The 18,638-nt window shown below is 71.0% G+C and carries 20 protein-coding genes; 16 read left to right on the top strand and 4 right to left on the bottom strand.

The genetic code is table 11. From position 1 onward, the window contains the following. Positions 1-46 precede the first annotated feature (46 nt). Positions 47-487, top strand: a complete 441-nt coding sequence (locus OG514_RS24000; protein ID WP_266898099.1) for a VOC family protein — start codon at positions 47-49, stop codon at positions 485-487. Here the strand turns inward: OG514_RS24000 and OG514_RS23995 are convergent. Continuing rightward, positions 415-1,179, bottom strand: a complete 765-nt coding sequence (locus OG514_RS23995; RefSeq protein ID WP_266898097.1) for a helix-turn-helix domain-containing protein — start codon at positions 1,177-1,179, stop codon at positions 415-417. The two genes, OG514_RS24000 and OG514_RS23995, sit on opposite strands and share 73 nt — an antisense overlap. Before the next feature lie 27 nt (positions 1,180-1,206). Further along, positions 1,207-2,331, bottom strand: a complete 1,125-nt coding sequence (locus tag OG514_RS23990; RefSeq protein ID WP_266898095.1) for a YihY/virulence factor BrkB family protein — start codon at positions 2,329-2,331, stop codon at positions 1,207-1,209. A gap of 17 nt (positions 2,332-2,348) precedes the next feature. Here OG514_RS23990 and OG514_RS23985 point away from each other — a divergent pair, with 17 nt between their 5' ends. From OG514_RS23985 to OG514_RS23920, 15 genes are all read left to right on the top strand, one after another. After that, positions 2,349-4,007 (top strand): acyl-CoA dehydrogenase family protein, encoded by a 1,659-nt coding sequence (locus tag OG514_RS23985; protein ID WP_266898093.1) that lies wholly within the window; start codon positions 2,349-2,351, stop codon positions 4,005-4,007. A 291-nt stretch (positions 4,008-4,298) separates the two neighbouring features. Further along, on the top strand, positions 4,299-5,618 hold the full coding sequence (locus OG514_RS23980; protein WP_266898091.1) for a helix-turn-helix domain-containing protein: 1,320 nt from the start codon (positions 4,299-4,301) through the stop codon (positions 5,616-5,618). A 155-nt stretch (positions 5,619-5,773) separates the two neighbouring features. Then, positions 5,774-6,343 carry a GNAT family N-acetyltransferase gene (locus tag OG514_RS23975; RefSeq protein ID WP_266898089.1) on the top strand — a complete coding sequence of 190 codons (570 nt, stop codon included), beginning with the start codon at positions 5,774-5,776 and terminating at the stop codon, positions 6,341-6,343. A gap of 153 nt (positions 6,344-6,496) precedes the next feature. Continuing rightward, positions 6,497-6,580 carry a putative leader peptide gene (locus tag OG514_RS39395; protein WP_310591794.1) on the top strand — a complete coding sequence of 28 codons (84 nt, stop codon included), beginning with the start codon at positions 6,497-6,499 and terminating at the stop codon, positions 6,578-6,580. A 136-nt stretch (positions 6,581-6,716) separates the two neighbouring features. Next, positions 6,717-8,414 (top strand): nitrite/sulfite reductase, encoded by a 1,698-nt coding sequence (locus OG514_RS23970; protein ID WP_266898087.1) that lies wholly within the window; start codon positions 6,717-6,719, stop codon positions 8,412-8,414. Further along, positions 8,411-8,590, top strand: coding sequence for a hypothetical protein (locus OG514_RS23965; RefSeq protein ID WP_078944884.1), 180 nt, complete (start codon positions 8,411-8,413; stop codon positions 8,588-8,590). Before OG514_RS23970 ends, OG514_RS23965 begins: the two co-directional genes overlap by 4 nt. Further along, on the top strand, positions 8,587-9,294 hold the full coding sequence (locus tag OG514_RS23960) for a phosphoadenylyl-sulfate reductase (RefSeq protein WP_266898081.1): 708 nt from the start codon (positions 8,587-8,589) through the stop codon (positions 9,292-9,294). The genes OG514_RS23965 and OG514_RS23960 overlap by 4 nt, the downstream gene beginning before the upstream one ends. Continuing rightward, positions 9,291-9,857, top strand: coding sequence for an adenylyl-sulfate kinase (gene cysC, locus OG514_RS23955; protein WP_266898079.1), 567 nt, complete (start codon positions 9,291-9,293; stop codon positions 9,855-9,857). Before OG514_RS23960 ends, cysC begins: the two co-directional genes overlap by 4 nt. Then, a complete protein-coding gene (cysD, locus tag OG514_RS23950) occupies positions 9,854-10,789 on the top strand; it encodes a sulfate adenylyltransferase subunit CysD (RefSeq protein WP_266898077.1) in 936 nt (311 codons plus the stop codon). Before cysC ends, cysD begins: the two co-directional genes overlap by 4 nt. Then, the gene (locus tag OG514_RS23945; RefSeq protein ID WP_266898075.1) at positions 10,789-12,132 is read left to right on the top strand and encodes a sulfate adenylyltransferase subunit 1; all 1,344 of its coding nucleotides are present in this window, start codon (positions 10,789-10,791) and stop codon (positions 12,130-12,132) included. The genes cysD and OG514_RS23945 overlap by 1 nt, the downstream gene beginning before the upstream one ends. A gap of 194 nt (positions 12,133-12,326) precedes the next feature. Continuing rightward, a complete protein-coding gene (locus tag OG514_RS23940) occupies positions 12,327-13,436 on the top strand; it encodes an aliphatic sulfonate ABC transporter substrate-binding protein (RefSeq protein ID WP_266898073.1) in 1,110 nt (369 codons plus the stop codon). Positions 13,437-13,504: 68 nt separating this feature from the next. Next, the gene (locus OG514_RS23935; RefSeq protein ID WP_266898071.1) at positions 13,505-14,299 is read left to right on the top strand and encodes an ABC transporter ATP-binding protein; all 795 of its coding nucleotides are present in this window, start codon (positions 13,505-13,507) and stop codon (positions 14,297-14,299) included. After that, positions 14,286-15,179, top strand: a complete 894-nt coding sequence (locus OG514_RS23930; protein ID WP_266898069.1) for an ABC transporter permease — start codon at positions 14,286-14,288, stop codon at positions 15,177-15,179. Before OG514_RS23935 ends, OG514_RS23930 begins: the two co-directional genes overlap by 14 nt. A gap of 8 nt (positions 15,180-15,187) precedes the next feature. Further along, complete coding sequence (locus tag OG514_RS23925) at positions 15,188-15,931, top strand: sirohydrochlorin chelatase (protein ID WP_266898067.1); 744 nt, start codon at positions 15,188-15,190, stop codon at positions 15,929-15,931. Positions 15,932-16,345: 414 nt separating this feature from the next. Then, entirely contained in the window at positions 16,346-17,200 is an 855-nt protein-coding gene (locus tag OG514_RS23920) for a D-alanyl-D-alanine carboxypeptidase family protein (RefSeq protein WP_266898065.1), read from the top strand. Between the two features lie 94 nt (positions 17,201-17,294). Here OG514_RS23920 and OG514_RS23915 read toward each other — a convergent pair whose 3' ends face one another. Together OG514_RS23915 and OG514_RS23910 are read right to left on the bottom strand one after the other, a co-directional pair. Next, positions 17,295-17,921 carry a DsbA family protein gene (locus OG514_RS23915; RefSeq protein WP_266898063.1) on the bottom strand — a complete coding sequence of 209 codons (627 nt, stop codon included), beginning with the start codon at positions 17,919-17,921 and terminating at the stop codon, positions 17,295-17,297. Positions 17,922-17,995: 74 nt separating this feature from the next. Next, positions 17,996-18,556 carry a DUF1697 domain-containing protein gene (locus tag OG514_RS23910; protein WP_266898061.1) on the bottom strand — a complete coding sequence of 187 codons (561 nt, stop codon included), beginning with the start codon at positions 18,554-18,556 and terminating at the stop codon, positions 17,996-17,998. Positions 18,557-18,638 lie beyond the last annotated feature (82 nt).

The following is an 18,638-nucleotide window of genomic DNA, read 5'->3' as shown; positions in this document are numbered from 1 at the left end:
CGATTCGTACAAGACCGGCCGGCGGCACCGTGCCTACCGTGCCCGTATGAACACCTCACCGCTGAACGCCTCACCCCTGAACGCCTCGCCCCGCCTCGACCTGATCGGCCTCGTCGTCTCGGACATGGCCGCCTCGCTCGCGTTCTACCGCCGTCTCGGTCTGGAGATCCCGGACGGCGCCGACTCCGCCCCGCACGTGGAGGCAACGCTGCCCGGCGGACTGCGGATCGCCTGGGACACCGAGGACGTCGTGCGCTCCTTCGACCCCGAGTGGCGGCGGCCCGAGGGCGGGAACCGGATCGAGCTCGCCTTCCGCTGCGGTTCGCCGGGGGCCGTGGACGCGGTGTACGAGGAGCTGGTCGCGGCCGGGTACCGGGGGCACCTGAAGCCCTGGGACGCCTTCTGGGGCCAGCGCTACGCCGTGGTCCTCGACCCGGACGGTTCGGGCGTCTCCCTGTTCGCCGACTCCGCCGCGGACGCCACGTAGGCACCGAGCGTCATCCCGGCCAGCGCCCTGGTCTCGCGGGCCAGATGGGCCTGGTCGGCGCAGCCCGCGCGTACGGCGGCCTCCGCGTACGGCACCCCGGCCAGGACCAGGGCCAGGGCGCGCTGGAGCCGGAGGACGCGGGCGAGCGTCTTGGGGCCGTAGCCGAAGGCGTCCAGGGAGCGCCGGTGCAGCTGCCGGGCGCCGAGGCCGACCGCGTCGGCCGTCTCGGCGACCGCCCGGCCCGCCGCGAGACGAGCCACGACGGCCCGGAGCAGCGGATCGGGAGCGGGGGCGTCGGCGGCCCGGCGGCGTACGAGTGTGTCCAGGGCGGCGGCCGGGTCGGGGGCCGCCGTGATCCGCTCGCCGAGCCGTCGCGCCTCGGCCTCGGCCCACAGGGTGCCGAGGGCGACCCGCCGGTCGCGGAGTTCATGGGCCGGTACGCCGAAGAAGCCGGGGGCGTCACCGGGCGCGAAGCGGATCCCGGCGTACCGCTCGGCGGTCTCCGCCGGTACGTACGCGTGTGTGTCGGGTCCGGCGACGAGGAGGTGTCCGTCGGCCCAGATCAGGTCCATGCAGCCGTCGGGCAGGACGGGCCGGGAGACCCCCGCGGCGGAACCGGCGGGGAGGGCGGGGCCGGCGGTCCGGGTCCACAGGACGGCTCCGTCGAGCAGGGCGGGGCGCTCCTCGTACACACCTCAAAAATAAGCCCCGCCGATCGGTCAGTCCTTCTCCCAGCCGGAGTGGAGGCGGGCCTTCACGTCGTCCGGGGGCAGGAACCTGGACCAGCGTTCGGGGAACTCGGAGGGCATGTCCGGGTCGTCCTCGTCGACGTCGTCCGCCTCGGCACGCACGCGTGCGACGAGTTCCGCCGCCTGGACGGCGCGGGCCCGCTCGTTGGCCTCGCGGGCCGCAGCCGTGGCGACGGAGGGCCAGACGCGGTCGATGGCGGCGTTCACGGCGGCGCCGACGAGGACGGCGAAGGCCGAGATGCCGATCCAGAGGAGGACGGCGATGGGGGCGGCGAGGGAGCCGTAGATCGTCGGTCCCTCGACCTGGCTGGTGAGGTAGATGCGCAGCAGGAAACTGCCGAGCACCCACATCCCGAGCGCGACGAGGGCACCGGGAATGTCCTCGATCCACGGCGATCTGACGGGCACGGACACGTGGTAGAGCGTGGTGAGGAAGGCGACGGAGAGCAGGGTGACGGCCGGCCAGTAGAGGACGGAGACGACCTCCGTGCCCCAGGGGACGAGTTCGACGACCCGGTCGGGGCCGACGACCGCGAGCGGCAACACGACGGCGCCGATGATCAGGGCCACGATGTAGAGCAGAAAGGCCAGGAGCCGGGTCTTCACGATGCCGCGGTGGCCGTCGAGTCCGTACATGACGGTGATGGTGTCGATGAAGACGTTCACCGCGCGCGAGCCGGACCAGAGGGCGATGGCGAAACCGAGGGAGACGAGTTCGGGACGTTTGCCCTGGGTCACGTCGTCCAGGAGCGGTTTGGCGATGTCGCGGACCCCGCGGTCGGAGAGGACCGTTCCGGCAGCGCGGAGGATGTTCTCCTCGATGCTCGCGACGGTGTCCGTGTTCGTCCAGTCGTCGGCGTAGCCGAGGAGGGCGATCAGGCCGAGGAGCAGCGGCGGCAGCGACAGCAGGGTGAAGAACGCCGCCTCGGCGGCCAGGCCGAGGATCCGGTACTCGATGCACGAGTTGACGGTGTCCTTGAGGAGCAGCCAGACCATCTTCCGCTTCGAGACGTTGCGGTAGAGGACGCGCGCGCGGTGGAGCCTGCTCCAGGGCCGCCGCTCGGGCCGTTCGGGTGTTTCGCTTGCTGCCTGCACCTGCTTACCGTATCGGCATGGCAGCGACCACCCACACCGTGACCAACCAGGCTCCGCCCCTGGTGGGGTACGACGTCTTCACGAGCGACCTCGCACTGGCCGAGGCGGTCGAACGGCACCTCGCGCCGGAGCTCCTGGCGGAGGCCCGCGAGGATCTCGTCGTCCTCGGCCGGGCGACCGGTTCGGCACAGGTCCAGGAGTGGGGCGCGCGGGCGAACGCGAACCCGCCGCGGCTACGGACCCATGACCGGTACGGCCACCGGATCGACGAGGTCGACTTCGATGCGGCCTGGCACCGGCTCCTCGGCAAGTCGGTGGGGGCCGGGCTGACGGACGCGTGGGGCCGTCCCGGCGGTCATGTGCGGCGGGCCGCCGGGTTCCTGGTGGTGTCACAGGCGGAGGCGGGGCACGGCTGCCCGTTGTCGATGACGCACGCCGCGGTGCCCGCGCTGCGCGCCGAGCCGGAGCTGGCGGAGGTCTGGGAGCCGGCGGCGACCTCGCACGTGTACGAGCAGGAGCTGCGCCCGGTCGCGGAGAAGGCGGGCGTCCTGCTCGGGATGGCCATGACGGAGAAGCAGGGCGGCAGCGACGTCCGGGCGAACACCACGGAGGCGCATCCCCTCGCGGCCGACGGGGAGTACGTCCTGACGGGGCACAAGTGGTTCTGTTCGGCGCCGATGTCGGACGCGTTCCTGGTCCTCGCGCAGGCTCCGGCGGGGCTCACCTGCTTCCTGGTGCCCCGGGTGCTCGCGGACGGTTCGCGGAACGCCTTCGCGCTCCAGCGGCTGAAGGACAAGCTGGGCAACCGTTCGAACGCCTCCGCCGAGGTCGAGTTCGACGGGACGACGTGGGCGCGCCGGGTCGGCGAGGAGGGGCGCGGGCTCCGCACGATCATGGGCATGGTGGCGGCGACCCGTCTCGACTGTGTCCTCGGTTCGGCGTCGCTGATGCGGCAGGCGGTGGCGCAGGCCGTGCACCACTGCGCGTACCGCGAGGCCTTCGGCGGACCGCTGATCGAGAAGCCGCTGATGCGGAACGTACTCGCCGATCTGGCCCTGGAGTCGGAGGCGGCGACGGTACTCGGACTGCGTCTGGCGGCGGCCTACGACGTCGGCGAAACCGACGGCACCGGCCACGCGGAACAGGAGCGCGCCTTCCTGCGTATCGCCGTCCCCGCGGCGAAGTACTGGGTCACGAAGCGGTGCACGCCGATGGTGGCGGAGGCCCTGGAGTGCCTGGGCGGCAACGGGTACGTGGAGGAGTCGGGGATGCCGCGGCTGCTGCGGGAGTCGCCGCTCAACTCGGTCTGGGAGGGCTCGGGGAACATCCAGGCGCTGGACGTGGTCCGGGCCTTGCGGACCGAGCCCGCCGCGCTCGACGCGCTTCTGCGGGAGGTCGGGGCGGCCCGGGGCGCGGACCACCGGCTCGACCGGGCGATCCGGGGGCTGCTCGTCGAACTGGCGGACCTGGAGGGGATCGAGGCGCGGGCGCGGCGGCTGACGGAACGGCTCGCGCTGGTCCTTCAGGGGGCGCTGCTCGTGCGGTGGGCGCCGCCGGAGGTCGCGGACGCGTTCTGCGCGTCGCGGCTGGGCGGTGACGGGGGTTCGGCGTTCGGGACGCTGCCGCACACGCTGGACCTGAGGGCGCTCGTGGAGCGGGCCCGGGTGGAGGTCTGAGGGACCCCGTACGTCCGTGCGAAGGGAAGTTGTGCCGCGCGTGCCAGGGGTGGACCACAGGGGTCGGCACGCGCGGAAAAGCGGGGGTGGTGCTGCGCCGACACGGCACCACCCGCCGCTCACACCACCTTCACCCAGGAGGCCGGTCGCCGAACAGAGTTGCAAAGGGTTGCAGGATTACCCGAACCGGGTCTCGCCGGACGGTTCCGAACGGCACGATGGGCACCGACACTCCGGACATCTGCCCCCGTGCAGAACCGATACAGCACCCCGGGTGGCTGGGAGAGACCGATGAATAACACTCAGCTCGACATGAAGCGCCTCGCCGCCATGGACGCCGCCCAGGCCACCCGGCTGCTCCACCGGGTGCGCGAGGAGACCCTGGCGGGCCGTACGCCGCCGATCGCACCCCGCCCGGAGATCGACGCGTCCTGGCAGCGAATGGCCCGGATCGGCCTCGACCCCGACCAGGGCACGAACAGCGTGCTGCTCCAGCGGGACGAGCTGGAGGAGCGGCGCAGGAGCACGCTCCTCGCCGAGGTCATGCAGACGCTGAGCGGCGGCCTCGCCGGCATCGCCGACACCTCGCTCCAGATCATGGTGGTCACCGACGAGCACGGCCGGGTGCTGTGGCGGCAGGGGAACCTCGCGGTGATGCGGCAGGCCAACGGCATCTGTCTGGAGGAGGGCGCGGCCTGGACCGAGCACACCACCGGCACGAACGCGGTCGGCACGGCCCTCACCCTCGGCCGGGCGGTCCAGGTGCACTCCGCCGAGCACTACGTCCAGGCGCTCCACAACTGGACCTGCGCCGCGGCGCCCGTGCACGACCCGCGCGACCGGCGGCTGCTCGGCATCCTGGACGTGAGCGGTCCCGCGTCCAGCTTCCATCCGGCGATGCTGGCCCTGGTCGGCTCGGTGGCCCAGCTCGCCGAGGCCGAGATGCGGGAGCGGCACCGCAGATCCGTCGAACGGCTGAGGGCGGTGGCGGCGCCGATCCTGTGCCGGGTGGGCGGCCGGGCCATCGCGGTGGACGCCCACGGCTGGACGGCGGCGGTGACGGGGCTCGCGCCGGTGGACCGGATCACGCTGCCGAAGTCGTTCCGGTCCGGCCGCATGTGGCTGCCCTCGCTCGGCGTCTGCGCGGTGGAACCGCTGCCGGGCGGCTGGCTGCTGCGGGTCGAGGAGGAGACCCCGGCGGACGAGCCGGGCACGGCGGCGGCGAGCCGGGTCGTGCTCGACCTGAGCCGGCCGCGCCGCTGGACGGTGTCCGTCTCGGGGGCCGCGGGCAGCTGGCAGCAGGAGCTGAGCCCCCGGCACGCGGAACTCCTCTACGTCCTGGCGATGCACCGGGACGGGCGTACGGCTGCGGAACTGGCGGACGACGTCTTCGGGGACCGTACGCGCACGGTGACCGTACGTGCCGAGATGTCCCGGGTGCGCCGGAACCTGGCCGGGGTCCTGGCGCACCGCCCGTACCGCTTCCGCGAGGAGGTGGCGGTGCAGGTCCTGCGCCCGGAACGCCCGGCGGACCTGCTCCCCCACTCCCTCGCCCCGGCCGTAAGGACGCCCCGAACGGGCACGGACGCGCAGGGGACGCCGTCGGCGTAGCCGAGTGAGGAGGCCGGGTCGCGAGCCGCACCCCCGCCCGGCGGGACCGGCCGTCCACCGGCGGCGACACCCCCGAAATCGACCGGCGGCCCGGCGCGCCCCTCGCACCACGACCCCGGTCGCCGTGCCGACGGGCGGCGTGATGCGATGAGCTCATGCGCATCACTCTCACCACCTGGTCCCTTGAGCAGACCTCACCGGCCGATCTCCGCCCCTCCCCCGTCCCCGAGGGCGACGACATCACGATCGAGCGGGCCGCGGTCCCCTCGCCGGAGTACAGCCGCTTCCTCTATACGGCGGTCGGTGGCGACATCCGCTGGAACGACCGCCTGTCACTGACGTACAAGCAGTGGCAGGAGATCGTCGAGAAGCCGGGCTCCGAGATCTGGGTGGCGTACGACAAGGGGACGCCGGCCGGGTACGTGGAGCTGGACCCGCAGGACGACGGCGTGGTGGAGATCGTCTACTTCGGCCTGATTCCGGCCTTCCGGGGGCGCCGGATCGGCGGTCACCTGCTCTCGTACGGGGTGGCGCGCGCCTGGGACCTGGCCGAAAGGTGGCCCGAGCGGGAGACGACGACGCGCGTCTGGCTGCACACCTGCTCGCTCGACGGCCCGCACGCGATGGCCAACTACGAGCGCCGTGGTTTCCGCCTCTTCGACACCAAGGTCGAGGAGGTCGAGGAGAGCGAGACCCCCGGCCCGTGGCCCGGCGCCCACGCCTGAGCCGCCCGGGAGGCACGCAGCAGACCGTGAAGGGGCCCTGATCAGGGCCCCTTTTGCGTGACCCAGACCACACCATCTCGCCAAGCGAGACGACTATGTCCGCATTCTGGACGATGCTGGACTGGGTCCAAAGTCCCGTGACACGCTTCCGTCATGTCTGGAACTGGAATTGCCTTGGTGAGTCGGCGGCACGTCGACCTAGGCCGCATGTCCAGCGCCATCTGTCCGGCGCGCTGAGAGAACCAGCACCGCCGCGATCACTTTTCAGCACGACTCTGCCCCACCCTGCTGCGCACTGACGCGCCACCCTCCGACCTGAGCGCCAGTGTGCAGGTCAGAGCCGCCCTCTCGCAGTCCCGAAGGACAAGACGCCATGGCCGCCACCCCGGAAAACCCCACTCCAGCCGCCGCACGCCGCAAGACCGGGCGCCACCGTGGCGAGGGTCAGTGGGCCGTGGGGCACTTCACCCCCCTGAACGGCAATGAGCAGTTCAAGAAGGACGACGACGGTCTCAATGTGCGGACACGTATTGAGACGGTCTACTCGAAGCGCGGATTCGACTCCATCGACCCCAACGACCTGCGCGGACGCATGCGCTGGTGGGGCCTCTACACCCAGCGCAAGCAGGGTCTGGACGGCACCAAGACGGGTGTCCTGGAGCCGGAGGAGCTGGACGACGAGTACTTCATGCTCCGCGTCCGTATCGACGGCGGCCGGCTGACCACCGAGCAGCTCAGGGTCATCGGCGAGATCTCCGAGGAGTTCGCCCGCGGCACCGCAGACATCACGGACCGGCAGAACGTCCAGTACCACTGGATCCGCATCGAGGACGTCCCCGAGATCTGGAACCGCCTGGAGGCGGTCGGCCTGTCCACCACCGAGGCCTGCGGTGACACCCCGCGTGTCATCCTCGGCTCCCCGGTGGCCGGCATCGCGGCCGACGAGATCATCGACGGCACGCCCGCCATCGACGAGATCTACCGCCGGATCGTCGGCAACAAGGACTTCTCCAACCTGCCCCGCAAGTTCAAGTCCGCGATCTCCGGCTCGCCGCTGCTGGACGTGGCGCACGAGATCAACGACATCGCCTTCGTCGGCGTGCACCACCCGGAGCACGGCCCCGGCTTCGACGTCTGGGTCGGCGGCGGTCTCTCCACCAACCCCAAGCTCGGCGTCCGCCTGGGCACCTGGGTCTCCCTCGACGAGGTCCCGGACGTCTACGAGGGCGTCATCTCGATCTTCCGCGACTACGGCTACCGCCGGCTGCGCAACCGCGCCCGGCTGAAGTTCCTCGTCGCCGACTGGGGCCCGGAGAAGTTCCGCCAGGTCCTGGAGGACGAGTACCTCCAGCGCAAGCTGACGGACGGCCCCGCTCCCGAGCAGCCCGCCGGCCAGTGGCGCGACCACATGGGCGTGCACCAGCAGAACGACGGCCGGTTCTACATCGGCTTCGCCCCGCGCGTGGGCCGGGTCGACGGTGCCACCCTGACCAAGATCGCCGGCCTGGCCGAGCAGCACGGCTCCGGCCGGCTGCGCACCACCGCGGACCAGAAGATGATCCTCCTCGACGTCGAGGAGGCCCAGCTCGAATCGGCGGTCTCCGCCCTGGAGGCCCTCGACCTGCGGGTGAACCCGACCCCGTTCCGGCGGGGCACGATGGCCTGCACCGGCATCGAGTTCTGCAAGCTCGCGATCGTCGAGACCAAGGCCCGCGGAGCCTCGCTCATCGACGAACTGGAGCGCCGCATCCCGGAGTTCGACGAGCCGCTGACGATCAACATCAACGGCTGCCCGAACGCCTGCGCCCGTATCCAGGTCGCGGACATCGGTCTCAAGGGCCAGCTGGTCCTGGACGACGACGGCAACCGCGTCGAGGGCTACCAGGTGCACCTCGGTGGCGCGCTCGGCCTTGAAGCCGGTTTCGGCCGCAAGGTCCGCGGCCTCAAGGTCACCGCGGCGGAGCTCCCCGACTACGTGGAGCGGGTCCTCAAGCGCTTCCAGTCGGAGCGCGAGACCGGCGAGCGCTTCGCCACCTGGGCGGCCCGCGCCTCGGAAGAGGCCCTGTCATGAGCGAGCGAGCCGCACCGTTCCACTGCCCCTACTGCGGCGACGAGGACCTGCGTCCCAACGAGCAGGGTCACGGCGCCTGGGAATGCGCCGCGTGCAGCCGAGCCTTCCAGTTGAAGTTCCTGGGGCTGCTCGCCCCCGGCACTTCGGGCAACACTCCTGGAGGGAAAGAAATATGACGCTCACTCAGGACGCCACCACGGCCGACCTCAAGGCACTCGCCGAGCAGGCCGGCCGTGACCTGGAGGACGCCTCCCCGCTGGAGATCCTCCGGTGGGCCGTGGACACCTTCGGCGAGAGCTTCTGCGTCACCTCCTCCATGGAGGACGCGGTCGTCGCCCATCTCGCCTCGCGGGTCCGGCCCGGCGTGGACGTCGTCTTCCTCGACACGGGCTACCACTTCGAGGAGACCATCGGCACCCGCGACGCCGTGGACGCCGTCATGGACGTCAACGTCATCACCCTGACCCCGCGTCAGACCGTGGCCGAGCAGGACGCCGAGTACGGCCCCAAGCTGCACGACCGCGACCCCGACCTGTGCTGCGCGCTGCGCAAGGTCAAGCCGCTCGAAGAGGGCCTGACCCGGTACAGCGCATGGGCGACCGGGCTGCGCCGCGACGAGTCCCCGACCCGGGCGAACACCCCGGTCGTCGGCTGGGACGAGAAGCGGCGCAAGGTCAAGGTCTCCCCCATCGCCCGCTGGACGCAGGACGACGTCGACGCGTACGTCACCGAGCACGGTGTCCTCACCAACCCGCTCCTCATGGACGGATACGCCTCCGTCGGCTGCGCCCCCTGCACCCGCCGCGTCCTGGAGGGCGAGGACGCCCGCGCCGGACGCTGGGCGGGCCGCGCCAAGACCGAATGCGGACTGCACGGATGACGGACACTCAGAACATTCAGGAGAAGCACGTGACGGGTGCCACCATCTGGCTCACCGGTCTGCCGAGCGCCGGCAAGACCACCATCGCGTACGAGCTGGCCGGCCGGCTGCGCGGCGAAGGCCACCGCGTCGAGGTGCTCGACGGCGACGAGATCCGCGAGTTCCTCTCCGCGGGCCTCGGCTTCAGCCGCGAGGACCGGCACACCAACGTGCAGCGGATCGGGTTCGTCGCGGAACTGCTCGCCTCGCAGGGCGTGCAGGTCCTCGTCCCGGTCATCGCCCCGTACGCCGACAGCCGCGAGGCCGTCCGCAAGCGCCACCACGCCGAGGGCACCTCCTTCGTCGAAGTGCACGTGGCCACCCCCGTGGAGGTCTGCTCCGTCCGCGACGTGAAGGGCCTCTACGCCAAGCAGGCCGCGGGCGAGATCAGCGGCCTCACCGGCGTCGACGACCCCTACGAGGCACCCGAGACACCCGATCTCCGGATCGAGTCCCAGAACCAGACCGTGCAGGAGTCCGCGGCGCAGCTCCACGCGCTGCTCACCGAGAGGGGTCTGCTGTGACCACCGTCGCTCATCTCCACGACGCGACCGACAGCCCGTTCGCGCTGTCGCACCTCGACTCGCTGGAGTCCGAGGCCGTCCACATCTTCCGCGAGGTGGCGGGCGAGTTCGAGCGGCCGGTGATCCTCTTCTCCGGCGGCAAGGACTCCATCGTCATGCTGCACCTGGCGCTGAAGGCCTTCGCCCCCGCGGCGATCCCCTTCACGCTGCTGCACGTCGACACCGGGCACAACTTCCCCGAGGTCCTGGAGTACCGCGACCGCGTCGTCGCCCAGCACGGGCTGCGGCTGCACGTCGCCTCCGTGCAGGAGTACATCGACGCGGGCAAGCTGCGCGAGCGCCCCGACGGCACCCGCAACCCGCTGCAGACCGTCCCGCTCACCGAGGCGATCCAGCAGCACCGCTTCGACGCCGTCTTCGGCGGCGGCCGCCGCGACGAGGAGAAGGCCCGCGCGAAGGAGCGGGTGTTCTCGCTCCGCGACGAGTTCTCGCAGTGGGACCCGCGCCGCCAGCGCCCCGAGCTGTGGCAGCTCTACAACGGCCGCCACGCGCCCGGCGAGCACGTCCGGGTCTTCCCGCTGTCCAACTGGACCGAGCTGGACGTCTGGCAGTACATCCAGCGCGAGAAGATCGAGCTCCCGGAGATCTACTTCGCCCACGAGCGCGAGGTGTTCGCCCGCAGCGGCATGTGGCTGACGGCAGGCGACTGGGGCGGCCCCAAGGACACCGAGTCGGTCGAGACGCGGCTGATCCGCTACCGCACCGTCGGCGACATGTCCTGCACCGGCGCCGTCGACTCCGACGCCACCACGCTGGACGCCGTCATCGCCGAGATCGCCGCCTCCCGGCTCACCGAGCGGGGCGCGACCCGCGCCGACGACAAGATGTCCGAGGCAGCGATGGAAGACCGCAAGCGCGAAGGGTACTTCTAATGAGCACGTCCACCGAGCAGCTGTCCGAGCAGCTGGCGGCCACCACCCTGCTGCGCTTCGCCACCGCCGGCTCCGTCGACGACGGCAAGTCCACCCTGGTGGGCCGCCTCCTCCACGACTCCAAGTCGGTCCTCGTCGACCAGCTGGAGGCCGTGGAGCACGCCTCGCGCTCCCGCGGCCAGGAGGCGCCCGACCTGGCGCTCCTCACCGACGGTCTGCGGGCCGAGCGCGAGCAGGGCATCACCATCGACGTGGCCTACCGCTACTTCGCGACGCCCCGCCGCCGCTTCATCCTCGCCGACACCCCCGGGCACGTGCAGTACACCCGGAACATGGTGACCGGCGCCTCCACCGCCGAACTGGCCGTGGTCCTGGTCGACGCCCGCAACGGCGTGGTCGAGCAGACCCGTCGGCACGCGGCCGTCGCCGCCCTGCTCCGCGTCCCGCACGTGGTCCTGGCCGTGAACAAGATGGACCTGGTCGAGTACCGGGAGCCCGTCTTCGCCGCGATCGCCGAGGAGTTCACGACGTACGCCTCCGAGCTCGGCGTCCCGGAGATCACCGCGATCCCGATCTCGGCGCTCGCCGGCGACAACGTCGTGGAGCCGTCCGCGAACATGGACTGGTACGGCGGCCCGACGGTCCTGGAGCACCTGGAGACCGTCCCGGTCAGCCACGACCTGACGGCCTGCCACGCGCGATTCCCCGTGCAGTACGTGATCCGCCCGCAGACCGCCGAGCACCCCGACTACCGGGGCTACGCCGGTCAGATCGCGGCCGGTGCCTTCCGGGTCGGCGAGCAGATCACCGTCCTGCCGTCGGGGAAGACCTCCACGATCACCGGGATCGACGCGCTGGGCGAGTCCGTGGACATCGCCTGGGCCCCGCAGTCGGTCACGATCCGGCTCGCCGACGACATCGACATCTCGCGCGGCGACCTGCTCGCCCCGAGCGGTGACGCCCCGGCGACCACCCAGGACATCGAGGCGACCGTCTGCCACGTGGCGGACCGGGCGCTCGCCGTCGGCCAGCGGGTGCTCCTGAAGCACACCACCCGCACGGTCAAGGCGATCGTCAAGGAGATCCCCTCGCGGCTGACCCTGGACGACCTCTCGCAGCACCCGAACCCGGGGCAGCTGGTCACCAACGACATCGGCCGGGTCGTGGTGCGCACCGCCGAGCCGCTCGCGCTCGACGCGTACGCGGACTCGCGCCGTACCGGTTCGTTCCTGCTGATCGACCCGGCGGACGGCACCACGCTCGCGGCAGGCATGGCGGGCGAGTCCTTCGCCACCGCCAAGGCCGTCTCGGTCGTCGAGGACGAGGAAGGGTGGGACTTCTGATGAGCCAGAACGTCTACGCGACCTTCGCGAAGGAGGGCGGCCGGGTGGGCTCCGGCGCCCTCGGCGCGGGCATGGGAGGCGTCGCGCGATGTGCGTGCTGACCTCGACGCGCCGCATGCACGGCGCGACCCCGCTCCACCCCGAACGACATAGACGCAGACTTCGAAAACGCTGAATCGAGGGGAAAACCTCCCGTGCCTGCCACCACCCGTACCACCCTGCGCCGCGGCCTCGCCGCCGCCACCGCTCTGCCGCTGCTGATCGGCGCGCTCGCCTCCTGCGGCTACGGCTCCGAGGCCAAGAACGACGAGAAGAAGGTGGCCGCCGAGGGCAAGAAGCTCTCCGCCGACACCGTACGGCTCGGGTACTTCCCCAACCTCACGCACGCGACCGCGCTGGTCGGCGTCCAGGAGGGCCTCCTGCAGAAGGAGCTGGGCGGCACCGTCCTGGAGCCGACCACGTTCAACGCCGGTCCCTCCGAGATCGAGGCGCTCAACGCGGACTCGATCGACATCGGCTTCATCGGCCCCTCGCCGTCCATCAACGGCTACGTCAAGTCCAAGGGCAAGAACCTGCGGATCATCGGCGGCTCCGCCTCCGGTGGCGTGAAGCTCGTCGTGAACCCGGCGAAGATCAAGACCCTGGACGACCTCAAGGGCAAGAAGATCGCCACGCCGCAGAAGGGAAACACGCAGGACGTCGCCTTCCTCAACTGGATCGTGGAGAAGGGCTGGAAGGTCGACTCCGCGAGCGGCAAGGGCGATGTCTCGGTGGTCCGCACGGACAACAAGACGACGCCGAACGCCTACAAGTCCGGGGCCATCGACGGCGCCTGGGTGCCCGAGCCGACCGCCTCGAAGCTGGTCAGCGACGGCGCGAAGGTGCTGCTCGACGAGTCCGACCTGTGGCCGGACAAGAAGTTCGTCATCACGAACATCATCGTGTCGCAGAAGTTCCTCGACGGGCACCCCGACGTCGTCGAGGCGTTCCTGCGCGGCGCGGTGAAGACCAACGAGTGGATCAACGCCAACCCGGACAAGGCGAAGACCTCGGCCAACGCCAAGCTCAAGAACCTCTCGGGCAAGGCGCTGGGCGCCAAGGTGATCGACGCCGCGTGGCCGTCCATCCAGTTCACCAACGACCCGCTGGCGGCCACCCTCCAGGCCCAGGCCGATCACGCGGTGAAGGCCGGTGTCCTGGAGAAGCCCGAGCTGAGCGGCATCTACGACCTCAAGCCGCTCAACAAGGTCCTGAAGGCCGCGGGGCAGCCCGAGGTCTCCGACGCCGGTCTCGGCGTGAAGTAGCCCCCGACCAGTCGGTGCCGGACACCCGTGCAGCAGCCCGAGTTCAGCTTCACCAGGAGGTGACGACCATGGCCACGACCGCGACGCTCGCCAAGGCCGAGGACCGTGCGGCGGTGACCCATGCCGCCCGCATCGAGCATGTCTCCAAGTCCTTCGGCGGACCCGCCGGCGGGCAGCTCGTCCTCGACGACATCACGCTCGATGTCGCCCCGGGCGAGTTCGTCACCCTTCTCGGCGCCTCGGGCTGCGGCAAGTCCACGCTGCTCAACCTGGTCGCCGGGCTCGACCGGCCGTCCGCGGGGTCCATCGAGACCCCCGGCGGCCGGCCGGCCCTGATGTTCCAGGAGCACGCCCTCTTCCCGTGGCTCACCGCGGGCAAGAACATCGAACTGGCCCTGCGGCTGCGCGGGGTCCCCAAGACCGAGCGGCGGGCCGAGGCGGAGCGGCTGCTCGAACTGGTCCGGCTCGGCGGTTCGTACGGCAAGCGCGTCCACGAGCTGTCCGGCGGCATGCGCCAGCGGGTCGCGCTGGCCCGCGCGCTCGCCCAGGACAGCGACCTGCTGCTGATGGACGAGCCGTTCGCCGCGCTCGACGCCATCACCCGGGACGTGCTGCACGACGAGCTGACCCGGATCTGGCGGGAGACGAAGCTGTCGGTGCTCTTCGTCACCCACAACGTGCGCGAGGCCGTGCGGCTGGCCGAGCGTGTCGTCCTCCTCTCGTCCCGGCCGGGCCGGATCGCCCACGAGTGGACCATCGACATCCCTCAGCCGCGTCGCATCGAGGACGCCGACGTCGCGGAACTGTCCCTCGAAATCACCGAGCAACTGCGTGGGGAGATCCGCCGTCATGGCCAGCACTGAAGCCACCCCGAGGACACCGAAGACCGACGACCTCGCCGGCCTCGAAGCCGGCCTGGACGCCCTGGACAGCGTGCAGATCCGGCGGACCCCGGTCCGTGAGGTGCTGCTCAAGAAGGTCCTGCCGCCGGTCGTCGCCGTCGCGCTCGTCCTGGTGGTGTGGCAGCTGCTCGTCACGGCGAAGGTCACCGACGAGTACAAGCTGCCCGCCCCGTCCGCCGTGTGGGACAGCCTGAGCACGATGTGGGCGCAGGGCACGCTCCTGGACGTCCTGTGGACCAGCGTGTCCCGGGCCCTCCTCGGCTTCCTCATGGCCCTCGCGATCGGTACCCCGCTCGGACTCCTGGTCTCCCGGGTGAAGTTCGTCCGGGCGGCGATCGGCCCGATCCTCGCGGGCCTCCAGTCGCTGCCGTCGGTGGCCTGGGTGGCGCCCGCCGTCCTGTGGCTCGGCCTCAACGACAGCATGATGTACGCGGTCATCCTGCTCGGCGCCGTCCCGTCGATCGCCAACGGCCTCGTCGCCGGCGTCGACCAGGTCCCGCCGCTCTTCCTGCGGGCGGGCCAGACGCTCGGCGCGACCGGGATCAAGGGCGCCTGGTACATCGTGATGCCGGCCGCGCTCCCCGGCTATCTGGCCGGTCTCAAGCAGGGCTGGGCGTTCTCGTGGCGCTCGCTGATGGCCGCGGAGATCATCGCCTCCTCCCCCGAGCTGGGCCTCGGTCTCGGCCAGCTCCTGGAGAACGGCCGCAACGACTTCGACATGCCGGGGATCTTCCTGGCGATCATCCTGATCCTGGTCGTCGGCATCGCCATCGACCTGCTGATCTTCAGCCCCCTCGAGCGTGCGGTCCTGCGCCGCCGCGGCCTCCTGACGAAGAGCTGAGCCGGACCGTGAACCGCCCTGTCCTCCTCGTCATCGCCCACGGCAGCCGCGATCCGCGGCACGCGGCGACCGTTCAGGCGCTGGTGCGCCGGGCCGGTGCGCTGCGGCCGGGGCTGCGCGTGGAGACGGCGTTCCTGGACTTCAACCTGCCGTCGGTGACGGGCGTGCTCGACCGGCTCGCCGCCGACGGGGTACGAGACGTGGTGGCGCTGCCGCTGCTGCTGACCCGGGCCTTCCACGCGAAGGCCGACATCCCCGCCGTACTGCGCCAGGCGCCCCCGTCCCTGCGGATCCGCCAGGCGGAGGTCCTCGGCCCCTCGCCGCTGCTGATCGCGGCGGTGGATCGACGGCTGTACGAGGCCGGGCTCACGCCCGGCGACAAGAGCACCACCGGGGTCGTCCTGGCCTCGGCGGGCTCCACCGACCCGGAGGCGATCGCGGTGATCGCAGAAACGGCGCGGGAGCTGCGGCGCACCGGTTGGTGCTCCGTGCGGCCCGCGTTCGCCTCCGCATCTCTTCCGCGTACGGACGACGCCGTACGCGCCCTGCGCGCCGACCGGGGCGTCCGGCGGGTGGCCGTGGCCCCCTACGTGATCGCCCCGGGCCGCCTCCCGGACCGCATCGCGGCGGGCGCGGCGGAGGCCGACGTCCTGGCGGACGTCCTCGGCCCCTCCCCGGAGTTGGCCGCGCTGCTCGTCGAGCGGTACGAGGGCGCGCACGCCGCGCGCCGGCCGGTCGCCCACACCGCCTGAATCCCCGCTGTCCGGAATTCGGCAATCGAATACCGAAGCGAAAAGGGGATGCGGCCGGTCCTCCCCGGCTCGCCGCCGACCACCTGCCCGGATCCGTCGGCTGCCTGGACCCCGCAGCCGACCGCGCGGTCGCCCCTTCGGGCTCCGGCTGCTGAGGGCGAGCGACCGGCCGAGCCGGGCCGATTACTCCTGGGCCCGTTTCTCGTTCATACCGTCGACGCCACGGAACGACTCGCCGACCGCTCTTGCGGTTTCGCGACAGCGGGTGCGAGGAAGATCATGGTCCCGGTCGTGCATCCCTGGAGCCGTTTCGTGCGTCTTCTGTGCGCCGGGCCAATCGCGGACCCGGCAGACATCGGTTCCTACCAAGGGCAGAAGACTTTGATCACTTCGACACTCGGCGTACGTAGAGCCGTGACCGTCACGATCACGGCCTCGGCCGTACTGGCCGGCGGCCTCTTCACGGGCCAGGCGTACGCCGCGCCGCCCACCCCGTCGATCACCGCCGCGGGCGGCTTCGTCATGAACAACGGGACGGGCACCACGCTGTTCGGAAAGGCCGCGGACACCCGCAGGTCGACCGGTTCCACCACGAAGATCATGACCGCGAAGGTGGTGCTGGCGCAGCGTGGTCTGAACCTGGACGCCAAGGTCACCGTCCAGAAGGCCTACAGCGACTACATCGTCTCCAAGAACGCCTCGTCCGCCCGGCTCATCGTCGGCGACAAGGTGACGGTCCGACAGCTCCTCTACGGCCTGATGCTGCCGTCGGGTTGCGACGCGGCCTACGCGCTGGCGGACAAGTTCGGCACCGGCACCACCCGGGCGGCCCGGATCAAGTCGTTCATCGGGAAGATGAACACCGAGGCCAGGAACCTCGGCATGCGCAACACCCACTTCGACTCGTTCGACGGAATAAGCAATGGGAGCAACTACTCCACTCCGCGCGACCTGACGAAGCTCGCGAGCAGTGCGATGAAGAACTCCACGTTCCGCACCGTCGTCAAGACGAAGTCCACGAAGCAGAAGGTGACCACCAAGACCGGCGGTTACCGGTACATGGCGTGGACCAACACCAACAAGCTCCTGAGCACGTACAGCGGCGCGATCGGTCTGAAGACCGGTTCGGGTCCGCAGGCCAAGTACTGCCTCGTCTTCGCGGCGACCCGCGGCAGCAAGACGGTCATCGGCACGGTGCTCGCCTCGTCGAACGAGACGAACAGGGCGGCCGACGTCAAAAAGCTGCTGGACTACGGCTTCGCCAGGTAGTCGACGGCGACCGGCGGCGACCGGCCCGCGACGGCGCCGGTCCCGCACCCGGCTGTCTCCCGCCCGGCGGGAGGCAGCCCCGGGAGCGGCGGTTCTAGCTGAAGTCGAGGCCGCCCGTGCGGGTCCGCTTCAGTTCGAAGAGGTCCGGGTGGTTGGCCAGGACCCGGAAGCTGTCGAAGAGTTCGGCCGCGCGCTCGCCGCGCGGGACGGCGCGCAGGACCGGGCCGAACCAGACGGTGCCGTCGACGTGGATCGTCGGGGTGCCGACGTACGCCCCGGCCCCGGGGTCCTTGCCCGCGTCGTGACTGCGGCGGACGGCCTCGTCGTACGCCGGGTCGTGGGCGGCCCCGGCCAGTTCGGCGGGGAGGCCGAGTTCGGTGAGCGACTCGGCGACGACGGCGTCGAAGTCCGTCTGCTTCTTCTCGTGGATGCGGGTCCCGTACGCGGTGTAGAGCGGGCGCAGGATCTCCTCGCCGTGCCGCTCGGCCGCCGCCGCCGCGACTCTGACGGGTCCGATCGAGGCGTCGACCAGTTCGCGGTACCAGTCGGGCAGGGTGTTGCCCTCGTTGTGCAGGTACAGGCTCATGACCTTGAAGCGGAGGTCGATGTCCCGCTCCCGCTCGACCTCCAGGATCCACCGGGAGGTGATCCAGGCGAAGGGGCAGACCGGGTCGAAGTAGAAGTCGACGGCGGGGCGGGGCGTGGTGTCGGTGCTCGTCATACCGTGAAATCTAGCCAGCCGGTGGCCTGTCCCCGTGGTCCAATCACGCGCCGTAGTGCTGGGCCACTTCGCGGTCAGTCCTCCCGTGTCATCTCGATGAGCTTGACCACGGTGTTCCAGTTCCGGGCGGTGGCGACGAGTCCCTTCAGGAGGGACGGACGGGAGACCACCACGCTCAGCCTGGACGTCCCGAGGCCCTCGGGGACGTAGAGGTAGAGCACGCGGTCGCCGAGGGCGAACTCCTCGGGGAGATAGGCCTCGCGGTCGACCGAGGCGAAGAGCTCGGGGTCCGCGGGCCCGGAGTAGTAGATGGCGTGGAGCTGCTTGCCCGGGATCTCGGCGGCCGGGAAGGGGCAGGCCTCGGCCACCGCCGCCAGGTAGCCGCCGTCGCGGACGAGGCAGTCGACGCGGAAGCCGAACCGGTCCTCGATGGCGTCTTCGAGCGCCGTCCTGAGCTCCTCCTCCCCGGCACCGGAGTCGGTGGTGAAGACGGCGTTCCCGCTCTGGAGGTACGTGCGGACGTTCGTGTGCCCGAGGCCTCCGAGGAGGGGACGGAGCTCCGCCATGGGGACCTTGCGGTGTCCGCTCACGTTGATGCCGCGGAGCAGGGCCGCGTACGTCTTCTTCTTCGTCATGGGGTCAATCTAGGCGGGCCACCGCGCCTCGTGGGGGGCGGCGCGGTGGCCGGTTCGAACACTGTCCGATCAGGGGGATCCG

This window comes from Streptomyces sp. NBC_00572 (assembly GCF_026341815.1).
GTDB lineage: Bacteria > Actinomycetota > Actinomycetes > Streptomycetales > Streptomycetaceae > Streptomyces.
The sequence above is the reverse complement of the archived record's forward strand: the minus strand, read 5'-3'. Positions and strand labels throughout refer to the sequence as shown.